Raw genomic sequence first — 21,074 nt, forward strand, 5'->3', positions numbered from 1 at the left:
AGCAGCACCGCCCGTCGTAGAGGCCGCCGGCATGCCGCCGCCTCCTGAGCTGCTCCCGGCACCCGTGCTGACCTGCTTGTTTGACAAGCGGCTCGCATCAGATGCGAAGATCTCGCATCTGATGCGAGGGGTGGGAGGTCACTGTCGGTGGACGTGAAACGCGCCGGGCCGGGGTCGGCGGCCCTGCACCTCGCCGACGGGGTGCGGCTGCTGCGGCCGGACGAGCAGGTGTTCACGGCGATGCTTGACGGCTGGCGTAACCAGCAGCTCGCGCGGAACCTGTCGTTCGGCACCGTGGAGAACCGACAGCGGGCGGTGCGGGCGTTCGCCACGCACGCACAGGCGTTGCCCTGGCGGTGGACTCCGCAGTTGGTCGACGAGTGGTGCACCGACCTGCGGGCCGTGCGTCGGGTGCGCCGCTCGACGCTGCGCGGCTACCAAGAGGCGGTCCGCACGTTCTGCGCGTACCTCACTGACCCGGCCTACGGCTGGATCAGTGAGTGCGAGAAGCGGTTCGGCACGCATCCGGTGCAGGTGGTCCACGAGTGGAACGCCGCTGTTCACGTCGCGGCGGCCGAGGGTGATCCGGCCAAGCGGGCGTTCACGCTCGACGAGATGCAGGCGCTGCTGGACTACGCCGACGAGCAGGTCACCCGGATCCGGGCGGCGGGGCGTAAGGGCTGGCTGCCGGCCTTTCGCGACGCCACCCTGTTCAAGGTCGCCTACGGGTACGGGCTGCGGCGCAACGAGACCCGGATGCTTGACGTCGCCGACTTCGGCCGCAACCCGCACGCCGACGAGTTCGGTGAGTACGGCGTGCTCTACGTGCGGCACGGCAAGGCGATGAAGGGCTCGCCGCCGAAGCGGCGCAGCGTGCTGACCGTCTGGGGCTGGGTGCCGGAGATCCTCGCCGAGTGGATCGACGAGATCCGGCCGCTGCTGGCGGTCGACGGCAACCCGGCGCTGTGGCCCTCGGAACGGGCCTCGCGGGTCGGGCTGGCGCAGATCAACGCACGGCTGTCGGCCTACCGCGACGCTCTCGGCCTGGGCGCCGGGCTGGACTTCCACTCGCTGCGCCGCTCCTACGTCACTCATTTGATCGAGGCCGGCTGGGACCCGCTGTTCGTGCAGCAGCAGGTCGGCCACGAACACGCCTCCACCACGGCGATCTACACCTGCGTGTCGTCGGACTTCCGCACCCGCACGCTGCGGCAGGCTCTCGACGCGACCATGGACGCGGCACTACGACCGTCCCGGAGGGCGCAATGAGCATGAAACGCCAGGTCAGCTACCGGTGGCGGCTGCGGGAGATGATGGCTGCCCGCGGCGTGTTCACCGCCACCGAGCTGGTCCCTCTGCTGCACGAACGTGGCATCGACCTGTCCGCCTCCCAGGTCCACCGCCTCGTGACCGGCACCCCGGAGCGGCTATCGCTGCCGGTGCTGGCCGCGTTGTGCGACATCCTGGAGGTCACCCCCGCCGATCTGGTCGTCACGTCGGCAGCCAACGTCGCGCCGCGCAAGGCCGTCGCCGGCGACGCACCGGCACCGGCACCGGTGGACCTGGCCACGGTCCGGCCCCGGCGGGCCCGCGTGCGACCGGACTGATGGACCGTCCCTACGCCACCGCCGAGCAGTACGAACGCTGGTTCATCCGGGACTGCGCCCGGTGCGGCCGGCGCGGCAACTTCGCGGCGCGCTGGCCGGACGGACACGTCTGCCGCACCTGCCACGATCAGGCGCTACGCACCCATGGCAGCTGCCCCGGCTGCGGCCACGACCGGGTTCTGGCCGGGCTGCGCCCTGCAGACCGGGAGCCGATCTGCACCAGCTGCGCCGGGTTCTCCTCCTCACATGCCTGCGTCGAGTGCGGGCAGGAGGGCAAGCTGCACGCTGGCCTCCGGTGCACCCGTTGCACCCTCGCCCGCCGCATCGCCGAACTCCTCGACGACGGCACCGGCCGAATCCGGCCCGAGCTGGCGCCTCTGGCCGAGCTGTTGACCAGTATGGAAAACCCACTCTCCGGCCTGGCCTGGGTTTCGTCCCGGCGCGGCCGCTCCGTCGGGGTCGCCGACCTGCTGCGGGGCCTGGGCCGCGGCGACATCGAGCTGAGCCACGATGCATTCCACCGCCTGCAGCCCTGGCGCGTCGCCGCCCACCTCCGCGAGCTGCTCATGGCCTGCGGCGTCCTACCCCGCATCGACAAGCAGGTCGCGCTGTTCGAGAGGTGGCTGCTCGGACACCTGGACACCGTCACCGACCCCGAGCAGCGCCGGCTGCTGCGCCAATACACCACCTGGCACACCCTGCCCTGGCTACGGCGCCGCGCCGAACGCGGACCCATCAGCCGCCACACCCGCAACGACCTCGGCCAGCAAGTCCTACGCGCCGGCGACTTCCTCGCCTGGACCCAGGAGCGGAGCCTGATCCTCAGCATGCTGCGGCAGGCCGACCTCGACCGCTGGCTCGTCGACCACCGGCCGCACCAACGGCAACTTCTCAAGCCATTCCTGACCTGGGCCGCACGCGCCGGGCACATGCCCCGCCTGAAGATTCCTCCCTACCGCCCCGGCCAGCAGGCCCCAATCACCCAGCACCGCCGTCTCGCGCTGCTGCGCAAACTGATCACCGACGACACCGGGGGACTGCGCACCCGCGTGGCGGCGATCCTCGTCCTGCTCTACGCCCAACCCCTCAGCCGGATCCTGCGCCTGAGCATCGACGACATCGACACCACCGGGCCCGACGTCCTGCTGCACCTCGGCGACCCGCCGACACCAGTCCCCGAACCTGTCGCCGCACTGCTGCTGGCCCTGCGCGACCAGCGGACCAACATGCGCACCGCCACCAACCACAACGCCCGCTGGTTGTTTCCCGGCCGCCGCGCCGGCCAGCCCCTCACACTCGGCACGATCGCCCCGCTCATCCGGGACCTCGGCGTCCCGACCGTCCCCGGCCGCCTCGCCGCGCTGCGCCAGCTCGTGCTCCAAGCCCCGGCACCAGTCGTCGCCCAGGCCCTCGGCTTCCACCACCACACCACCCAACGGCACCACGCCGCGGCCGGCGGCACCTGGAACCGCTACAGCCCAACCCGCAACGCACCGTGATCAGCGGGCGGGGAATACGAGACAGTCGGATTACCTCACCCTGCCAGTCTCAAGGGCCTGGCTGGTGGCCGCCGCGACATCCACCAGCTAGCGGCAGCTCGGCCGCGTGGCCACATCGTCCGGCGGGATCACCCTCGCCGCAGGCGTCAAGGAGGCATCATTGTTTAGTGGCAGAACCATCACCGAGACCGCTGAGCGTGGAGCTGGCGTGCCACGGCCGGCGTTGACCCCGGTTACCACCGCCACCCCGGAACTGGTCGAGCTGATCAACGCCGACCGGATGCCCGGCCAGCCGGCCTGCACGCTGGCCATGGTGCAGGCCGCGATCGATGGCACCTCACCGGTGGACTCGGCGTGGTGGGCGGAGCTGGCCGACCTGCGCACCGAGGTGCTGCCCGGCGCCGACGGCACGCCGGCTGGTGCTATCGCCTACGCCCGCCGCCCGCGCGACGGCGCCGGGGTGATCCTGTGGCTGCACGCCCGGGAGGTCCCCGCCGTCGTGCGGGCGCTGCTCGACCACGCCCTGGTCGAGCTGGCCGGCTGCCCGACGGTGGAGGCGTTCACCTTCGCCACCGCGTTGGGCCTGGGCTTGGAGGCCCTGCCGGTGCGGCACCGCCCGGCCACCCACTCCGCTTTGACCGACCTCGGTTTCGCCGGCAGTGACCTATGGCGGTACATGTGCCGGGACCTGCCCGCCGCCGGGCTGCCGACGTGCGCGTACCGGACCCGCCGCGACGAGGACCGCCGCGTTCTGGAGGTCGAGCGCGACGGGAAAGTCATCGCGGAGGCCACCATCGGTGACCCGGTCGACGGGGTCGGCGTGCTGTGGTGGATCGGCGTCGAGCCAGTTGCTCGCGGCGACGGTCTCGGGTTGCGGATGCTCGGGGCCGCCTTGGCCGAGCTGGCCGCGTCCGGTGCCCAGCAGGTGATCCTCTATGTTGACGACGACGCGCCGGACGACGACCCGGAGCGGTCCCGGGCTGCCGCGAACGCCATGTACGAGCGGGCCGGCTTCGCCGAGGTGGACCGGCTGTGGTCCTACCAGCTCACCCGCTGAGCAGGCTCGCCCGTAGTTTCCGGACCGAAAACAACGCTAGAGCAGGTGCCCGCGAGCCGCCGCCCCGGCGAGCCAGGACTCCACCGCCGCCACCATCAGCTTGGTCGCAGGACGCGACCGCGGCGGCGTCCAAGAGCCCGGCCTCCACGCACACCGGGGCGGCCAGCGGGCCCGCGACCGCGCTGGACAGCGCGGTCGCGTAGTACCGCTTCCGGACCGGCAGACGGTCCTTTAGTCCGCCCGGGAACAGGCCGACGACCAGGGGCTTGATCCGGTGGTAGGCGTGCGCAGGGCGCGGGTCGTAGCGCAGGGCGACCGGCACTGCCAGACCGGCGGCGACCAGATCCGGATGAAGGAACGGCGACCCCTCGGGTACGCCGCCTGCCGCCGGGCAGAACCCACGCGGCCAGAAGGTGTCGATCCTGTCGGCCTGCGCCCACGACCGACGCGCCCGCGCATGATCGGCGACCTGGCCACGCACCCAGCCTGCCGCCCAACCCAGTGCAGCCTCAACGTGGCGGGACGCCAGCACCGGTGACACGGTCGGCCGGCACAACCCTGGCCAGTTCGCCGCCCAGTACGCCCGCGCTGACCAGCCGGCCGGCAGCATTCGGGCTGCGACCGCCGCCACCTCCCCGGGCCACCCGGCTGCGGTGTCGGCCAGGTCCGCCAGATACCGGCGGGCACCCCGCGCACCCCACCGGGCCGCCACTTCGGCCGCCGCGAACGACCCAGCAGCCAGCAGTTCGTCCGCGCCGTTGCCCGACAGCAGCACCCCACAGCCAGCCTCCACCGCAGCAGCGTTGACCCGGGCGTTGACGTGCGGTAGCGCGTCGAATCGAGGGCCGAGCGGCGACCACGGCGGCACCGGTCCGGCCCCATCAGGCTCGACAACCACAAGGTCGACGGGCAGACCGAAACCGGCCACCAGCGCGCCGGCCGCCGCGGCGGTGCTGGCACCGTCGTCGGCCGCTAGGTCCACGGTGAACGCCACCACCCGCCGCGCCGGGACCAGCCTGCACACCGCCGCCAGCACCGCCAGGGAGTCCAGCCCGCCGGAGAAGTTCACCCCGACCACCTCGGCGTCCCCGCACATCTCCGCTACCACCCGGTCGAACACCTCGCCCAGGTGTCGGCCGGCGTGGCCGGCTGTCGGCGCGGGCCACACCAGGTCCACACCCTCCCACCAGCTGCCCGGCGGGAACTCCCCCGTCACGCCGACGCCGGTGAACAGCCGGGCCACCTGCTTCAACGACACAGACGGAGCGGGGCCCGCCACGGCCAGAGGATCATCCCCCCGACCGGACGGGCCCCGGAACTCAGGCCGCAGCTGCCTCACCCGCGCAGCAGGTCCCGCAGCCCCCGGGCCAGGTCCACCACGAACCCCAGCGGACCCCGGGAACCCTCACCAGCGAGAGCCTTGCTGCCCTTCGTCCCCTTGCCGTGTGTGCCGTCACCTGGGTTGCTCTTCGCCGACATGACGCACCTCTCATCGAAGCCCATTGGCCAGCAGACGGTAGCGCGACGCTACGCATCGTGAAACCCCATGTGCAGCAACAGAAAAAAGCCCCGGTTGGCCACGATCGGCGCAGGTGCTAACGCCCCCGCACGCCGGCCGACCTGAACGCCTGAACAGCCCGAGCCACCGCGTTCGCCGCCTCCGCATGCTGGACCATGGCAGCGCGCAACTCGGCAGCCGCCTCATCCTGGTTCGCCCCGTCGGCAGCGTCGGCGAGTTCCTGGCAGCACCCGGCGAGCATGATGCCGGTGGCGCGCATCGCGGCGAGCAGCGGTCCCGGGTCTGCGATTCGGACATCGCCAGACAGCAGTTCAGCCAAGTTCGCTGCGGCCTGGTACGCCCGGCCCGCCAGCGTCAGGGGGTCACGCGGCATCCACCCATCGTGCCAGCAGCATTCACCACCGCCAACCGGCGCTCCGATCAGGGACGTTAATCCTGGACACGGCCGATGCTGCCCGCCGGCCGGGCGGTGAACGCGCGGTCGGCCAGGCTCAGGGGGTGGTCGCCATCACCCCATGGTGCCAGCGGGCGATCACCCGCTGCCGAATCACCGGCCGACGGACCCCATGGAGAAATCCCCACCCGAACGCGCGGGCGGCTCGTATGGCTGCTCGGGTGGCGAGGGCTCTGGGTTCCTGGCCCTCTGAATTCGCGCGTCGGTCTCGTAAACCAGATCGATCACTCTTCGGCACAGCCGTCCCATTTCCTCGGCTTCAGCCTGAGTCGGCTCAGGCAGTTCATCGGGGTGTGCCCCACCGTTGCCGAGATCCTTGATCGTGGCGGCCCAGCTCGCCAAGCTCGGGTGAAGGGTTCCCTCCCTTGCCATCTGCTCCAGGCGTGCCTTCAAACCTCGCTTCTGCCTGGCCTGCTCGCTGCCCTTGTCGGCCACGATGAAGGCCAACATGGAGCGGAACATCACTGCCGCGGCTCGGGGAGCCTGGACAGCGAGACACCGGACGCCCTCGTCGTAGGCTCCAGCCACATTCTCGGGCACAGCAGGGTCGAGATGGGCAGCGCCCGGCACGGGCCACCAGTGCAAAGGCTTGTAGCGCACCGAGCGGCCGTCGGTGTAGGCCGCCTCGATCACCATGCAGCCCTTGCCGCAACCCTGGCACATTAGGGCTCGCAGAAAAATAACACGTCGGTTCCGAATCTGGCGGCCACGAATGTGATGTGTGGATCCCGCCACCTGCTGAGATCCGCGCACAGGCTCGGGTGCCAGGCTGACAGGAACCCCGGCATCGCTGCAGGCCATTGGCCTCTAGCAGATGGAAATCCGCGCGGGCGGAAATCTGCGCGTTATTCTTCTGCGAGCCCTTAGGTGCACGGCTTCCCTGCGGTCCCCGAGCGGCACTTGGTCGCCGACGATGAAGCGCCCACCATCAGCACACCCCGGGCCCCGTACCCCTGGGCGACCGGCACCAACACCACCGTCATCGCCCCGGTCGGCCCGGACACCTGCACGTCCGACCCACCGAACACCGCCGCCACCGCACCAGCCACCACCGCCGTGACCAACCCCGCAGCCGCACCCAACCCCGAGGTCACCCCGAACGCCAACGCCAACGGCAACGCCACCACCGCCACCGTCACACCGGCCAGCACATCCCGCCCGGCAACAACGACCCCATCCGACGACCCACCCGCCACACCACGGACCCACTCACCGATCGCGCCCGTCGCCGCGCAACTCCACCAGCAGACCGTCCCGGTCGGTGAGCACCGCCCCCAGGATCCGCCGACCAACCGCCAGCAGGTCCGCCACGTCCGGAGTGCTCAGCGCGTACACCACAAGAGCACCGTCGCGCTGCGACGTCACCATCCCGGCCCGACGCAGCACCGCGAGCTGCTGCGACAGATTCGACGCCTCCACCTCGATGGCCGCCAGCAGATCCCGCACCGGCTTGGGACCGTCCTGCAGCAGCTCCAACACCCGGATCCGCACCGGATGCCCCAACGTCCGGAACAGCTCCGCCTTCGCCTGGTACAGCGGCACCGACACCGCCCCACCCCCCTTCGACAATTGCACACTTCATCACTTGAAGAAATATTCAAACAACTCCCCGGCAAGCCCACGCCCTCACTCCACCGACACCAACCCCACCAACACCCGATGCGTACGATTCGACCGCACCGCCGCCCGCTGCTGACCCGCCGTCACCTCGATGTACGTCTGCGACGACGCCAACGACGCATGCCCCAGCAACCGCATGATCTCCGCAGCACTCGCCCCGTCCTCGGCCAGCCGCGTCGCGAACGTGTGCCGCAACGCGTGCAACCGCGCACCCCGCGGCACCCGATCCGCGATCCCCGCCCGCCGATAGCACGAATCCACCAGATACTGCAGACCACCTCGCCGCAACGGCTCACCCCGCCGATCCACCAGCAACGCCGAATCCGGCCGCACCGAACGCGCCCCGAACCGCCGCACCCGACTCTCCAGATACGCCACCAGCACCTCGTCCAACTCCGGCTCCACCGGCACCACCCTCGGACGACCGCCCTTGCCCGCCACATCCACCCGACGCTCACCCGGACGACCCGCGACCGACCCGACCCGCAACGCCAGCAACTCCGACAACCGCAACCCCGTACACAGCGCCAGCGCCACCACCGCCAGATCCCGCTCCGGCCACGGATCGTGCTGCCGGCCCGCAGCGCGGGCCACCGCGTCGAGCAACCGCTCCGGGGTGTCCTCGCCGCGCAACGGCTTCGGCTGGGGGAGCGGAGCCCGGGGCCGGTCCACCGCCGGCATCGGGTTGCCCGGCACCACACCCTCGGCGACCAGGAACGTGAAGAAGTTGTTCCAGGTGGACCACGCGCGATGCACCGACGCTGCCGCGCGGGGAGCGGCGAACGCGGCGAACGCCGCGCGCAGCAGCCGGGGGGAGAGGGCGGTGACCGGCAGGGCGTCCAGGGGTAGGGGAGGGGTGGCGCGTTCCGCGGCCAGTCGGCCGACCCCCACCAGATCCCGGCGGTACGCCTGGAGCGTGTGCGGCGACGGCTTCCGGGTCGCCCGGGCGATCAGGAACTCCTCGATCAGCACCGGAACCCGATAGTCCACTTTGTCATGCATAAGGGTAATTATGCATGATTTTCGGATTACTGCACGTCCCTGCGGGAGTGGGGCAGTGGCGGAGCGGCGGCGGTCACGGTGCCAGGTCGTTAGCGCGAACGGCCCCCAGCGGTGTCGGGGGCCGTTCGACGCATTCGACGAGCGGGAGGTCAGACGCCGAACGCCGCCGGGTAGCGGATGACGCCGCTCGGGACCGGCTGTTCAGGGTCGAGGCCGAGGGTCATCATGTACTTGTCCTCGATGTCGAACTGCGGGCGGATGCCGAATCCGGAGGCCGGGCTGAAGCCGAAGCGCGGGTAGTACTCGGCGTGGCCGAGCACGAGCACCAGATTCTCGCCCTGCCGACGGGCGGCCTCCAGAGCGGCGCGGATGGCGGCGGAACCGGCGCCCCGCCGCTGATGTTCGGGCCGGACGGCGCAGGGGCCCAGGGCGAGGGCGGGTGAGTCGCCGACGTGGCAGCGGGCGAGCAGCGCGTATCCGGCGAGCTCGCCGCCGGGGGCCTCGGCCAGCCAGGACAGACCGGACAGCCACGCCTGCGGGTCGGACCGCAGCGCCTCGACGAGGTCAGCCTCGTGCGGGCTGGGGAAGGCGGCAAGGTTGATGTCGCGGACGGCGGCGACGTCGCCGGCGCTCTCGGGACGGGTGGTCCAGGAAGGGGTCATGGTCGGGTTCGTCTCCTTGTCCTTCTGCGGATGCGGGGCACAGCCGGTGTATTGGTGGTCCGCGCCGTGCTCGCGGCGCATGGTGATCTCTTGCAAAAGGGCGGTGTCGAAGCCGATGACGTGCGCGGATCCTTCGGCCGGGGAGGTCGGTGGGATACGGCCGGTCATGGCTGCTGGTCCCGGAACCTGTAGGTGGCGCGCAGGTGACTGGTGATGGCCTTCTGCCGGTTGACGTGCTCTTCGCGCAGCCGGGCATCGGTACGTGAGGCCGCCCACGCGTTCTCCCGTTGCAGCTTGTGGTAGCTGCGCAGGCGACGTTCGGGCAGTTCACCCGCCTCTATGGCGGCCTGCACCGCACATCCTGGCTCGGTGTCGTGGGAGCAGTCGCCGAAGCGGCAATACGCGGCGAGTTCCTCGATTTCGGCGAAGACCTGCTCCAGGCCGTCGGCGGCATCGGGCAGGCTGATCCCGCGCAGGCCGGGCGTGTCGATGAGGCCCCCGCCGCCAGGCAGGGGGAGGAGTTCGCGGCGGACGGTGATGTGGCGGCCCTTGCCATCCTGCTCTCGTACCGTGCCGGTGGCCAGTAGTTCCTCGCCGAGCAAGGTGTTGCCGAGGGTGGACTTGCCCGCGCCCAGGGGCCGAGCAGCACGGTGGTGCCGTGCATCGTCGCGGCCAGCACGTCGATGTTGTGGCCGGTGGCGGCGCTGGTGGCCAGGACGTCCACGCCGGGTGCCAGCGCTCGGGCCTCGGCGTGGACGGTCGTGGGATCGTGGGCCAGGTCCGCCTTGGTCAAGACGATCACCGGCTGTGCCCCCCTCTCCCAGGCCAGGGCGAGCAGCCGCTCCAGTTTGGCCGCGTCCAGGGGGGTGGCCAGGGACAGGGCGATGACGACTGTGTCGACGTTGGCGGCGAGCACCTGTGCGTGGGAGGACCTGGACGCCGACGAGCGCACGATCGCGCTGTGCCGTGGAAGCAGCGTCACCAGGTGTGGTTCGGTGCCCGGGCGTAGCGCGGCCCAGTCGCCGGTGCAGGGGGTCAGGAGCGGGTCGGGCGGGTGTGGCGCGGCGAACGTGGCCCGCATCGGGCCCGACGGGGTGATCGCCGTGCACAGGCCGCGGTCGACCCGGGAGATCCGGGCGGGTACGAGGCCTGCTTCGTAGTGTCCGATGAAGGTTTGGTCGAGTGCGCTGGTCCATCCGTATCGGGACAGGTCGGATGGATCGGTGTGTGTGTATGGCAACGTGAGAGACCCTTGCGGAGAAGGGGCCCCGACGAGACGCGGACATCACCCCGCCTGGCGAGCCTGGCTCGAGGCTGGGGGAAGAAGTGGGTCAGACCGGGGCCCGGGACGTGAGGTTGGTCCGGGCGCTGCGCGCGGGTGGGAGTCGCAGCTTCCGGTGCCATCGGGTGATCCGCTCCGATTCGATAATGCACATTATGTCAAGTAGACCGGTCGGGGCCCTCCTCCGGCCCGAACAGGGCTAAAGCCCGAACCGACACCAACCCGGTAGCCCCCATTAGAGGCCGCCGGCGACGCGCAGCACCGTACCGGTGGTGTAGGAGGCTTCCGGACTGAGCAGCCAGGCGATCGCGGCGGCGATCTCGTCGGGTTCGCCCGCCCGGCCGATGGGGTTCCGCCACGCGGTCGGGTCGGTCGGGCATGCCGGACAGGGCGTGGATGTCGGTGCGGACGATCCCGGGCGCGACGGCGTTGACCCGGATGCCGCGTGGGGCGAGTTCCTTGGCCAGGCCGACGGTGAAAGTGTCGGTGGCGGCCTTGCTGGCGGCGTAGTGGATGTACTCCCCCGGGCTGCCGAGGGTCGCGGCGACCGAGGAGACGTTGACGATGGCGGCTCCGGCGGTCATCCGGCGGGCGGCCTGTTGGGCGCAGAGGAGGTAGCCGACGACGCGGCGGAGGTCCTCGACGGCGAGGTCGACGAGGGGGCCGATCGGGCTAGTGATGCCGGCGTTGTTGACCAGGCCGGTGATCGGGCCGAGGGTGGCGGTGGCGGTGTCGAAGAGGCGGGTGACCTGGTCGGGTTCGCGGGTGTCGGTGGGTACGGCGATACCGCGGCGCCCGGTGGCGTGGATGTCGGCCAGGACGGCGGTGGCGGCGTCGGTGTCCCGGCGGTAGCAGAGGGCGATGTCGTGGCCGGCGTGGGCGAGGCGGCGGGCGGTGGCGGCGCCGATGCCGCGTCCGCCTCCGGTGATGACGGTGACCGGCGTCGTCATGGTGCCTCTCCCCCGTGCTGGTGGTGTCGGCCGAGGCTACCGTGGCGCGCGCCGGGGGTCGGTCGGTTGTGGTCGGTGGTGGGTGGTGCCCCGGCGGGGTGGGTGTCGGGGGTGGCTGGTATCAAAGGCAGGAATTTCCGACAGTTGTCCGAAAAGAGGGTGGTTGGCGATGGGGGCGGCGGGTCAGGGGTTGTCCACTGACGAGGTGCAGGGCATCCGGGAGGCGTTGGCGGCGGGGCGTAAGCCGAAGGTGGTGTTCACGGCTGCGGCGGGGCAGATCGCCGGGCAGGTGGGTCAGGTGGTGGAGCTGACCGATCCGGCGGTGTCGGACGAGTTCGTGGTGGTGCGGTTCGGGCGGGACGAGTTGCCCTTCTCCCCTGCCGACGTGGCGGTGGCGCCGCGTGGTGCGGGGCGGCGGGTGGTGGAGCCGAAGCCGGGGGCGGAGGCCGGGTCGGAGGCGGTGGTGGCGGAGCCGGAGTTCGTGTTGGAGCGGGTGTCGGTGCCGGAGCAGTCGCGTGGGGACGAGTCGCGGGGTGAGCGGCGGGAGGAGCCGAAGGTGGATGTGGTGGAGGCGAAGCCGGCGAAGCGGGCGGTGAAGGCGGCGAAGCCGAAGGTGCCGGCGGGGTTGACGGTGACGTTGCAGTACGCGGAGGGCGAGTGGACGGTGGCGGCGCAGCAGGGCAGCAAGTCGTTGGCGAAGCCGTATGTGGTGAAGCCGGCGGAGGCGTTGCGGATGGTGGCGTTGGTGGATGTGCCGGGTGTGCAGGAGGCGGTGGAGCAGATTCTGGGGGCGGAGCGGGCTGAGGCGGAGCAGCAGGCGGAGCGGTTGCGGGCGGAGTTGGCGGAGATCGAGGCGCGGTTGGCGGAGTTGCGCGAGGCGGGGTGAGGTGTGGTGGTCGGGGGCGCCGGTGGGTGTCGCTGATCGTGGTGGGTGTGGCGTGGGGTTTGCCGGAGGGTGGCTCCGCGCCGCGTGTTGTTTTCGGCCCCCGACAGAACGTCGGGGGCCGGTTGGTGTGTGGGTCAGTGGGTGGGGATGTGGGCGACGCCGATGCGTTTGCGGAAGACCCAGTAGGTCCAGCCCTGGTAGGCGAGGACGACGGGGGTGAAGATGACGGCGACCCAGGTCATGATCTCGAGGGTGTAGGGGGTGCTGGCGGCGTTGGTGGCGGTGAGGGTGCCGGTGGGGTCGCCGGTGGAGGGCAGGACGTTGGGGAAGAGGGCGGTGAAGAGGGTGGCGACGGTGAGGGCGATGGCGGTGGCGGTGCCGGTGAAGGCCCAGCCTTCGCGGCGGGCGTGGGCGGCGGTGAGGCCGGCGAGCAGGGCGGCGGTGGCGGCGGTGGCGAGGATGACGGCGGCGGGGTTGCTGCGGATGGTGAGGGTCCAGGTCAGGAAGGTCACGGCGAGGGTGGCGGCGAGGATGCCGAGGCGGACGGCGAGGGTGCCGGCGCGGTGGCGGATGTCGCCGGTGGTCTTGAGGGCGGTGAAGATGGCGCCGTGGGTGAGGAAGAGGGCGGTGGTGGTGGCGCCGCCGAGGAGGGCGTAGGGGTTGAGGAGGTCGAGAAGGGTGCCGGCGTATTCGTGGTCGGCGTCGAGGGGTACGCCGCGGAGGATGTTGGCGAAGGCGACGCCCCAGAGGATGGCGGGGATGAGGCTGCCGAGGGTGATGGCGGTGTCCCAGCGGCGTTTCCAGGTGGCTTCGGGGCGCTTGTGGCGGTATTCGAAGGCGACGCCGCGGACGATGAGGGCGAGGAGGACGAGCAGGAGGGGGAGGTAGAAGCCGCTGAAGAGGGTGGCGTACCACTCGGGGAAGGCGGCGAACATGGCTCCGCCGGCGGTGATGAGCCAGACTTCGTTGCCGTCCCAGACGGGCCCGATGGTGTTGATCATGACGCGGCGTTCGCGGTCGTCGCGGGCGAGGACGGGTAGGAGCGCGCCGACGCCGAAGTCGAAGCCTTCGAGGATGAAGTAGCCGGTGAAGAGTATGGCGATGAGGACGAACCAGACGGTGGTGAGGTCCACGGTGGGGCTCCGGGGTCAGTAGGCGAAGGCGAGGGGGCGGTCGGTGTCGTCGGTGTCGTCGGGGGTGGGGTCGGGGGTGTCGTCGGGGAGGCCGGTCCTGGCGTAGCGGACGAGTAGGCGGACCTCGATGACGGCGAGGGTGGCGTAGACGATGGTGAAGGCGGTGAAGCTGGTGAGGACTTCGGTGAGGCTGACGGTGCGGGAGACGCCGTCGCGGGTGAGCATTTCGCCGAAGACGATCCAGGGTTGCCGGCCCATCTCGGTGAAGATCCAGCCGAAGCTGTTGGCGGCGAGGGGCAGCAGGGGCATGACGAGGCCGGCGCGGAGGAGCCATTTTCCGCGGGGGGTGCGGCCTTTGCGGTGGGCCCAGAGGACCCAGAGGGCGATGGCTGCGGCGGCGAGGCCGAAGCCGATCATGAGGCGGAAGCTCCAGTAGGTGACCGGGATGATCGGGGTGTAGCTGCCGGGGCCGTACTGGGCGGTGTATTGGGCCTGGAGGTCGTCGATGCCCTGGACGGTGCCGTGGGGGTCGCCGGTGCCGAGGACGCTGAGCAGGTAGGGGATCTTGAGGGCGTAGATCTCGCGGCTGCCGTCGAGGGTGCCGATGGTGAGGACGCTGAAGGCGGCGGGGCTCTCGGTGGTGTAGAGACCTTCGGCGGCGGCCATCTTCATGGGCTGCACGTCGGTCATGATCTTGCCTTGGATGTCGCCGGTGATGAGGACGCCGGCGGTGGCGGCGAGGGTGACCCAGGCTCCGAAGCGTGCGGCGAAGCGGTAGGTGGGGGTGTCGCTGTGGTCGGGGTGGCGGATGAGGTGCCAGAGGGCGACGGCGACGATGAGGCTGCCGGCGACGAGGAAGCAGCCGGCGATGGTGTGGGGGAAGGTGATGAGGGCGACCTTGTTGGTGAGGACGGCGACGAAGTCGGTGAGTTCGGCGCGTCCGGTGTCGGGGTTGATGCGGTAGCCGACGGGGTTCTGCATCCAGGAGTTGGCGGCGAGGATGAAGTAGGCGCTGAAGGTGGAGCCGAGGGCGGCGGCCCAGATGGTGGCGAGGTGGATGTGTCTGGGGAGGCGGTCCCAGCCGAAGATCCAGAGTCCGAGGAAGGTGGATTCGAGGAAGAAGGCGACGAGGGCTTCGATGGCTAGGGGTGCGCCGAAGATGTCGCCGACGAATCGGGAGTAGTCGCTCCAGTTCATGCCGAACTGGAATTCCTGGACGATGCCGGTGACGATGCCCATGGCGAAGTTGATGAGGAAGAGCTTGCCGTAGAACCTGGTGAGTTTGAGGTAGCGCTGGTCGCCGGTGCGGTGCCACATGGTTTGGAGGATGGCGACGAGGACGGACAGGCCGATGGTGAGTGGCACGAAGAGAAAGTGGTAGACGGTGGTGACACCGAACTGCCAGCGGGCGACGTCCAACGCGTCCACCAGGAACCCCCCAGGTCGTACTACAAGACGTAGTAAATACTACCGGGTGTCGTAGGGGTGGGGGCAGGGCCGCCCGTCCCGAAGCGTCCCGGGGCAAAAGTCCCTGGTCACCGGGCCGGTCGGCCCTCACCGCTCCCCCGCCGGTCGCCCCGTTCCGCGCGCCGCTGGCGCGGGCGTGCGACCATCGACCGCTGATGGAAACACCGCACTCCCCCTGGCACGCGCCCTGGCTGTGGCGCGCCGCGCAACTGCTCGCCCGACTCGTGGTCGGTGCCCTGGCCCGCCTCCGGGTCAGCGGCGACGTGCCGGACCGGCTGCGCGCCGGGCCGCTCATCCTGGCGGCCAACCACATCAGCCCGTTCGACCCGATCGTGCTCGCCGCCGCCTGCCGGGCCCGGGGGGTGGCTCCCCGGATCATGGCCACCGGCGGGTTGTTCCGGGCCCCGGTGGTGGGTGCGGCGATGCGTCACGCCGGGCACATCCGGGTGGACCGGGGAACCGCCGCGGTGGGGCGGGCGCTGCACGACGCCGCTGACGCCGTCGCCGCCGGGTCGGTGATCCTGGTTTACCCGGAGGGACGCATCGGCCTGGACCCGGGGATGTGGCCGGAGCGCGGCAAGACCGGGACCGCCCGTCTGGCGTTCGCCAGCGGCGCGACGGTGGTGCCGGTCGCCCAGTGGGGTTCGCACGAGGTGCTGCCGTACCGGGCGCCGAAGGGCCTGCTGGGCGCGGTGTGGCGGGCGGTGTGGCGGCGGCCGGTGATCCGGGTGCACTTCGGCGCGCCGGTGGACCTGGCCGATGTGGATCCGGCGGCGGTCGGCGCGGCCCGGCGGGCCACCGACCGGATCATCGACGCGGTCACCGACGCGCTGGTGCCGTTGCGTCCGGACGAACCCGACCGGCCCCGGCACGTCGACCCGGGGCGGCCGGCTGACACCAGCCGGCTGCACCGGCGGCGGCCGGCCCGCCCCTGAACCGGGGACTACGCCGCCGGTAGCCGGGTTGACCTGCTCTTCTCCGGTACGGTCAGGACCGGGCGGCCGCCCGCCGCCCGGGGTCGCGTCCCGCCGTCCGTCACGGTGCGGCGGTGGTGGCTGCCGGCCCCGTACCCGGCGGCGGAGCGGTCCGCGCCGAACCGTGGAGGCACCTATGCGCGCACCGGACGGGGTGACCCGCTTTCCCGCCACGGCGCCGGCGACGGTGGTGCCGCTGCTGGCCGTGGTGGCTCTGGTCGCGGTCTGGGGCCGGGCCCTGCCGGCGGTGGTGGAGGTCGTCGTCGTGGTGCTGCTGGCGGGCGCGGTCCTGGCCGCGGTGCACCACGCCGAGGTGGTCGCGCACCGTGTCGGGGAGCCGTTCGGGTCGCTGATCCTCGCGGTCGCGGTGACCGTGATCGAGGTCGGGCTGATCATCACGCTGATGGTCTCCGGTGGCCCGGACACCGCCACGCTGGCGCGGGACACCGTGTTCGCCGCCGTGATGATCACCTGCAACGGGATCGTCGGGCTGTCGCTGCTGCTGACCGCCGTGCGTCGCCGGGTGGTGGTGTTCAACCCGGAGGGCACCGGCGCGGCGTTGGCGACGGTGCTGACCCTGGCGACGCTCAGCCTGGTCCTGCCGACGTTCACCACCGGCAGTCCCGGTTCGGCGTTCACCGGTCCGCAGTTGACCTTCGCCGCGGTGGCGTCCCTGTTCCTGTACGCGACGTTCGTCTTCGTGCAGAACGTACGGCACCGGGACTACTTCCTGCCGCCGCCGCGCGAGGCCCCCGCAGCGCGTGGCCCGGTCGGCGGCGGGACGGTCACCGCCGGCGGGGACGACGAGCACGCCCCGGTGCCGTCGCCGGCGACCGCCCTGGTCAGCTTCGCGCTGCTGATCGTGGCGCTGGTCGCGGTGGTGGGGCTGGCGAAGGTCGAGTCGCCCACCATCGAGGGGGTGGTCGCCGACGCGGGGCTACCCCGGCCGGTCGTGGGCGTGGTCATCGCCCTGCTGGTACTGCTGCCGGAGACCCTGGCGGCGGCCCGCAACGCCCGCCGGGACCGCGCCCAGATCAGCCTCAACCTGGCCCTCGGGTCGGCCATGGCGAGCATCGGACTGACGATCCCGGCGATCGCGGTCGCCTCGCTGTGGCTCGACGGGCCGCTGGTGCTCGGTCTCGGGGCCACCCAGATCGTGCTGCTCGGTCTGACCGCCGCGGTGGGGATCCTCACCGTGATGCCCGGCCGGGCGACCCTGTTGCAGGCCTGGGTGCACCTGGCACTGTGTGCGGGCTACCTCTTCCTCGCCACCAACCCGTGACGGCGCGTCGACACCGTGGCGGTACGCGCTGTCCGGTGCCCGGCAGGGGTCGTGCCGGTCGCCGGCCGGTCACCCACCGGCCACCGGCGGCGGGCATACTGCCGGCGTGTCCCACCCCTACCTCGACGCGCCCGCCCCGCTGGCCTTCGCCCACCGGGGCGGCGCCGCGCAGGGCGACGAGAACACCGCCACGGCGTTCGCGCGGGCCGTCGCGCTCGGCTACCGGTACGTCGAGACCGACGTGCACGCCACGGCCGACGGCGTCGCGGTGGTCTTCCACGACGCCACCCTGGACCGGCTGACCGGTGAGCGTGGGCGCATCGCCGCGTTGCGCTGGGCCGACCTGGCCACCGTGCGGGTCGGCGGGGCGGCCGTGGTGCCGCGTCTGGAGGAGGTCCTCGCCGCCTGGCCGGAGATCCGGTTCAACGTCGACGTCAAGGCCGACGGCGGGATACGGCCGACGGTGGCGACGGTGGAACGCGCCGGGGCCGGCGACCGGGTGCTGCTGGCCTCGTTCAGCGACGCCCGGCTGGCCCGGATCCGGGTCCTCGCCGGTCCGAAGGTCGCCACCTCCCTGGGTATGCGCGGGGTGGTCCGGCTGCGGTGGGCGTCGCTGAGCGGGCAGCGGCTGCGGCTGCCGCCGTCGGTGGTCGCCGCGCAGGTCCCGGTCCGCTACGGGCGGGTACGGGTGGTCGACCGGCGGCTGGTGCGGCACGCCCACCGACTCGGCCTGCAGGTGCATGTCTGGACGATCGACGAACCTGTCGAGATGCACGAGTTACTGGACCTGGGTGTGGATGGCATCATGACCGATCACGTCGGCGTGCTGCGCGACGTCTACCGCAGCCGCGGCCACTGGGCCGCCTGATCCACCCCGAGGAACCCGATGGCCGAGACCGTGACCACCCCGGCGGCGCACACCCCGCCGGCGAGCAGCCGCCGGGAGCGCACCGGCTGGTACTTCTACGACTGGGCGATGTCGGCGTTCTCCACCACCGTCATCACGGTCTTCCTGGGGCCGTTCCTGACCAGCGTCACCGAGCTGGCCGCCGGCTGCGAGCTGGGCGCGGACACCTGCTCCGGGTACGTGTACCCGCTGGGCGTGAAGGTGGCCGCCGGGTCGTACTTTCCGTACCTGGTGTCACTGTCGGTGTTCCTGACAGTGTTCGTACTGCCGGTCACCGGCGCGGTCGCCGACCGGTCCCGGCACAAGAAGCCGCTGCTGGCCGGGTTCGCGTTCCTCGGCGCCGGGGCGACCACCGCGATGCTCTTCGTCACCGGGGACCGCTACCTGCTCGGCGGGGCGCTGTTCGTGGTCGCCAACATCGCCTTCGGCGCCGGCGTGGTGGTGTACAACTCGTTCCTGCCGCAGCTGGGCGGCCCGGACGAACGTGACGGCATCTCCAGCCGGGGCTGGGCGTTGGGTTACCTCGGTGGTGGGCTGCTGCTGGCGGTCAACCTGGTGGTGGTGAACTCGTTCGGCGACGGCACCGATCAGCGCACCCTGGACCTGGCCCGTTGGTCGATCGTGTCGGCCGGGCTGTGGTGGGCGCTGTTCACCCTGGTGCCGCTGCGCTGGCTGCGGGAACACCCGTCGGCGGAGGCGACCGTCGGCGGTGGCAACGTGCTCGTCGACGGGTTCCGGCAGCTCGGCCGGACCCTGCGGGAGGTCAGGGCGTACCCGTTGACGTTGTTCTTCCTGCTGGCGTTCCTGGTCTACAACGACGGCATCCAGACGGTGATCGCCCTGGCCAGCCAGTACGGCACCGAGGAACTACGGCTGGGCCAGACCACCCTGATCGTGACGATCCTGCTGGTGCAGTTCCTCGCCTTCGGTGGGGCGCTGCTGCTCGGCGCGCTCGCCCGGCGTGTCGGCGCGTGGAAGACGGTGCTGCTGTCGCTGGTGCTGTGGACGGTGGTGGTCCTCGCCGCGTTCCGGCTGCCGGCCGAGGCGCCGGTGCCGTTCATGGTGCTCGGCGCCGGCATCGGCCTGGTGCTCGGCGGCAGTCAGGCGCTGAGCCGGTCGCTGTTCAGTCAGCTGATCCCCGCCGGACGGGAGGGCGAGTACTACGGTTTCTACGAGATCAGCGACAAGGGCACCAGCTGGCTCGGGCCCCTCGCGTTCGGGTTGGTGTTCCAGCTGACCAACTCCTACCGGGTCGGGCTGGTCTCCCTGCTGATCTTCTTCGTGGTCGGGTTCCTGCTGTTGGTGGCGGTACCGGTGCGCCGGGCCATCATCGCCGCCGGGAACACCCCGCCCCGCGTCCTCTGACCAGATCCATTGGCGCATGTCGATGGGATAGGCTGCCCGACCGTGACCGACGCCGACCCCGCCGCCCCGACCTGCCTGGCCCGACCCCTGCCGGGTGAGCAGGACACCCTCATCTGCGCCGCCGCGCGCGGGGCCGACGGGCGTCCGCTGCACGCCGCGGCGCTGAAGTTCTTCTGGGGGCCGATGGACTGCGGCAAGTCCACGATGGCCCTCCAGATGAACTACAACCACGCCCGGCAGGGCCGGCGGGGCCTGGTCACCACCCGCATCGACCGGTCCCTGGGCCCCCGGGTCACCACCCGCATCGGCCTGGCCCACGACGCCATCGAGGTCACCGACGACCTGGACCTGCGGGCCCTGGTACGCGACCGCTGGGCCGCCGGGGAACGCGTCGACTACCTTATCTGCGACGAGGCGTCCTTCTACAGCGTCGCCCACGTCGAGCAGATGGCCGAACTGGTCGACCACGACGACGTCGACGTGTTCGCCTTCGGCCTGGCCACCGACTTCCGGTCGTGTTTCTTCCCCGCCGCGCAGCGGCTGTTCGAACTGGCCGACTCCGTCGCCCGCATCCAGGTCGAGGTGCTCTGCTGGTGCGGCCGGGAGGGGCTGCTCAACGCCCGGGTCGTCGGCGGACGGGTGGTCCGCGAGGGCGAACAGGTCGTCATCGGTGACACCGTTCCTGACGCGCAGGTCCGCTACCAGGTGCTCTGCCGCCGCCACCACCGCACCGGGGACCTCGGCCCCCGCGACTGAGCCGCCCCGACGCCCGGCGGCCCCGTGACCAGACCGTGATCGAGACTTCCGGCCGCCGCGCCAACCTTTCGGCTCGTCTGGCCGCTCTCCACCGGCACGCGGGACGGCACCGGGCCACCCCGCCACGGCGACGCGGGGGACACGGCACATGCGGTTGGCGCTTCGACGGGCCCGTGGGGCGAAGGGTCTGCTCCTGGCGGCGGTGGGCGCCACCCTGGTGGCGACGGTCGCCCTCACCGGCCTGGCCGGCTACCACCGCGACGTCGTCAGCTCCGGGGTGCGCGGGGTCCTGGCCACCGCCACCGCCGAGGAGCGCTCCATCCTGGTACGCGGTGCGGCCGGCCGCACCGCCGACACCCTCGCCCAACGGGACACCGCGCTGCGCGCCGGCGCCGCCGACGTCCTCGACGGCTGGCCCGGCACCGTCGAGGTGGCCGGGTACGCCGCCGGCCGGCAGCTGCACGGCGACGTCGGTGACGCCGTCGCCGACGACGACGGCACCGTCTACGCCAGCGTGCTGTTCCTCGACGACCTCGCCGCGCACGCCGACCTGACCGCCGGCACCTGGCCGGCCGCCGGCGCGGGCCCCGTGCAGACCACCCTCGCCGAACCGGTCGCCACCACCCTCGGCGTCACCGTCGGCGGCCGCATC

21 protein-coding genes and 2 pseudogenes are annotated in these 21,074 nt (G+C 71.5%); 10 read left to right on the plus strand and 13 right to left on the minus strand.

Annotated elements, in window-relative coordinates:
- The first annotated feature begins 228 nt into the window (after positions 1–228).
- The 4 genes from GA0074694_RS22780 (at position 229) to GA0074694_RS22795 (ending at position 4,163) form a co-directional block, all read left to right on the plus strand.
- Positions 229–1,269, plus strand: coding sequence for a tyrosine-type recombinase/integrase (locus GA0074694_RS22780; protein ID WP_091463743.1), 1,041 nt, complete (start codon positions 229–231; stop codon positions 1,267–1,269).
- Positions 1,266–1,607 (plus strand): helix-turn-helix domain-containing protein, encoded by a 342-nt coding sequence (locus GA0074694_RS22785; RefSeq protein WP_091461648.1) that lies wholly within the window; start codon positions 1,266–1,268, stop codon positions 1,605–1,607. The genes GA0074694_RS22780 and GA0074694_RS22785 overlap by 4 nt, the downstream gene beginning before the upstream one ends.
- On the plus strand, positions 1,607–3,106 hold the full coding sequence (locus GA0074694_RS31925; protein ID WP_176738083.1) for a hypothetical protein: 1,500 nt from the start codon (positions 1,607–1,609) through the stop codon (positions 3,104–3,106). Before GA0074694_RS22785 ends, GA0074694_RS31925 begins: the two co-directional genes overlap by 1 nt.
- 106 nt (positions 3,107–3,212) lie before the next feature.
- Positions 3,213–4,163, plus strand: coding sequence for a GNAT family N-acetyltransferase (locus GA0074694_RS22795; protein ID WP_245714855.1), 951 nt, complete (start codon positions 3,213–3,215; stop codon positions 4,161–4,163).
- On the opposite strand, the gene GA0074694_RS22800 is transcribed toward GA0074694_RS22795, so the two are convergent.
- From GA0074694_RS22800 to GA0074694_RS22840, 11 genes and pseudogenes are all read right to left on the minus strand, one after another.
- The gene (locus GA0074694_RS22800) at positions 4,153–5,421 is read right to left on the minus strand and encodes an asparagine synthase-related protein (protein ID WP_091461650.1); all 1,269 of its coding nucleotides are present in this window, start codon (positions 5,419–5,421) and stop codon (positions 4,153–4,155) included. The genes GA0074694_RS22795 and GA0074694_RS22800 overlap by 11 nt on opposite strands.
- A 77-nt stretch (positions 5,422–5,498) precedes the next feature.
- Positions 5,499–5,642 carry a hypothetical protein gene (locus tag GA0074694_RS31930; protein WP_176738084.1) on the minus strand — a complete coding sequence of 48 codons (144 nt, stop codon included), beginning with the start codon at positions 5,640–5,642 and terminating at the stop codon, positions 5,499–5,501.
- A 116-nt stretch (positions 5,643–5,758) separates the two neighbouring features.
- The gene (locus GA0074694_RS22805) at positions 5,759–6,055 is read right to left on the minus strand and encodes a hypothetical protein (protein WP_091461653.1); all 297 of its coding nucleotides are present in this window, start codon (positions 6,053–6,055) and stop codon (positions 5,759–5,761) included.
- Positions 6,056–6,229: 174 nt separating this feature from the next.
- A complete protein-coding gene (locus GA0074694_RS22810; protein ID WP_091461656.1) occupies positions 6,230–6,772 on the minus strand; it encodes a DUF4145 domain-containing protein in 543 nt (180 codons plus the stop codon).
- A gap of 227 nt (positions 6,773–6,999) precedes the next feature.
- Positions 7,000–7,275 carry a SulP family inorganic anion transporter gene (locus tag GA0074694_RS22815; protein ID WP_245714856.1) on the minus strand — a complete coding sequence of 92 codons (276 nt, stop codon included), beginning with the start codon at positions 7,273–7,275 and terminating at the stop codon, positions 7,000–7,002.
- 70 nt (positions 7,276–7,345) lie between these two features.
- Positions 7,346–7,684, minus strand: a complete 339-nt coding sequence (locus GA0074694_RS22820; protein WP_091461659.1) for an ArsR/SmtB family transcription factor — start codon at positions 7,682–7,684, stop codon at positions 7,346–7,348.
- A gap of 78 nt (positions 7,685–7,762) precedes the next feature.
- Complete coding sequence (locus GA0074694_RS22825; protein WP_091461661.1) at positions 7,763–8,758, minus strand: tyrosine-type recombinase/integrase; 996 nt, start codon at positions 8,756–8,758, stop codon at positions 7,763–7,765.
- Positions 8,759–8,907: 149 nt separating this feature from the next.
- Positions 8,908–9,588: a GNAT family N-acetyltransferase gene (locus GA0074694_RS22830; protein WP_218105778.1), complete on the minus strand. Its 681-nt coding sequence runs from the start codon at positions 9,586–9,588 to the stop codon at positions 8,908–8,910.
- Positions 9,585–10,055, minus strand: a complete 471-nt coding sequence (gene rsgA / locus GA0074694_RS34315) for a GTPase RsgA (RefSeq protein WP_425413664.1) — start codon at positions 10,053–10,055, stop codon at positions 9,585–9,587. Before rsgA (GA0074694_RS34315) ends, GA0074694_RS22830 begins: the two co-directional genes overlap by 4 nt.
- A gap of 14 nt (positions 10,056–10,069) precedes the next feature.
- Positions 10,070–10,501, minus strand: a pseudogene (gene rsgA / locus GA0074694_RS34320) (GTPase RsgA); the annotation flags it as partial.
- Between the two features lie 436 nt (positions 10,502–10,937).
- Positions 10,938–11,652 (minus strand): annotated as a pseudogene (locus GA0074694_RS22840) (SDR family NAD(P)-dependent oxidoreductase).
- 169 nt (positions 11,653–11,821) lie between these two features.
- Here GA0074694_RS22840 and GA0074694_RS22845 point away from each other — a divergent pair.
- A complete protein-coding gene (locus GA0074694_RS22845; RefSeq protein WP_091461663.1) occupies positions 11,822–12,538 on the plus strand; it encodes a hypothetical protein in 717 nt (238 codons plus the stop codon).
- A 134-nt stretch (positions 12,539–12,672) separates the two neighbouring features.
- On the opposite strand, the gene cydB is transcribed toward GA0074694_RS22845, so the two are convergent.
- Positions 12,673–13,671, minus strand: a complete 999-nt coding sequence (gene cydB / locus GA0074694_RS22850; RefSeq protein ID WP_091461665.1) for a cytochrome d ubiquinol oxidase subunit II — start codon at positions 13,669–13,671, stop codon at positions 12,673–12,675.
- Positions 13,672–13,686: 15 nt separating this feature from the next.
- Entirely contained in the window at positions 13,687–15,099 is a 1,413-nt protein-coding gene (locus GA0074694_RS22855; RefSeq protein WP_091461667.1) for a cytochrome ubiquinol oxidase subunit I, read from the minus strand.
- Positions 15,100–15,293: 194 nt separating this feature from the next.
- Between GA0074694_RS22855 and GA0074694_RS22860 the strand changes: the two genes are divergently transcribed.
- From GA0074694_RS22860 to GA0074694_RS22880, 5 genes are all read left to right on the plus strand, one after another.
- Complete coding sequence (locus tag GA0074694_RS22860; RefSeq protein ID WP_091461669.1) at positions 15,294–16,073, plus strand: lysophospholipid acyltransferase family protein; 780 nt, start codon at positions 15,294–15,296, stop codon at positions 16,071–16,073.
- A gap of 175 nt (positions 16,074–16,248) precedes the next feature.
- Positions 16,249–17,394 carry a calcium:cation antiporter gene (locus GA0074694_RS22865; protein ID WP_091461672.1) on the plus strand — a complete coding sequence of 382 codons (1,146 nt, stop codon included), beginning with the start codon at positions 16,249–16,251 and terminating at the stop codon, positions 17,392–17,394.
- Positions 17,395–17,500: 106 nt separating this feature from the next.
- Positions 17,501–18,262, plus strand: a complete 762-nt coding sequence (locus tag GA0074694_RS22870; protein WP_091461675.1) for a glycerophosphodiester phosphodiesterase family protein — start codon at positions 17,501–17,503, stop codon at positions 18,260–18,262.
- Positions 18,263–18,280: 18 nt separating this feature from the next.
- Positions 18,281–19,666: an MFS transporter gene (locus GA0074694_RS22875; protein ID WP_091461678.1), complete on the plus strand. Its 1,386-nt coding sequence runs from the start codon at positions 18,281–18,283 to the stop codon at positions 19,664–19,666.
- 75 nt (positions 19,667–19,741) lie between these two features.
- Positions 19,742–20,422 (plus strand): thymidine kinase, encoded by a 681-nt coding sequence (locus GA0074694_RS22880; protein ID WP_425413665.1) that lies wholly within the window; start codon positions 19,742–19,744, stop codon positions 20,420–20,422.
- Positions 20,423–21,074 lie beyond the last annotated feature (652 nt).

Source organism: Micromonospora inyonensis, assembly GCF_900091415.1.
Lineage (GTDB): Bacteria > Actinomycetota > Actinomycetes > Mycobacteriales > Micromonosporaceae > Micromonospora > Micromonospora inyonensis.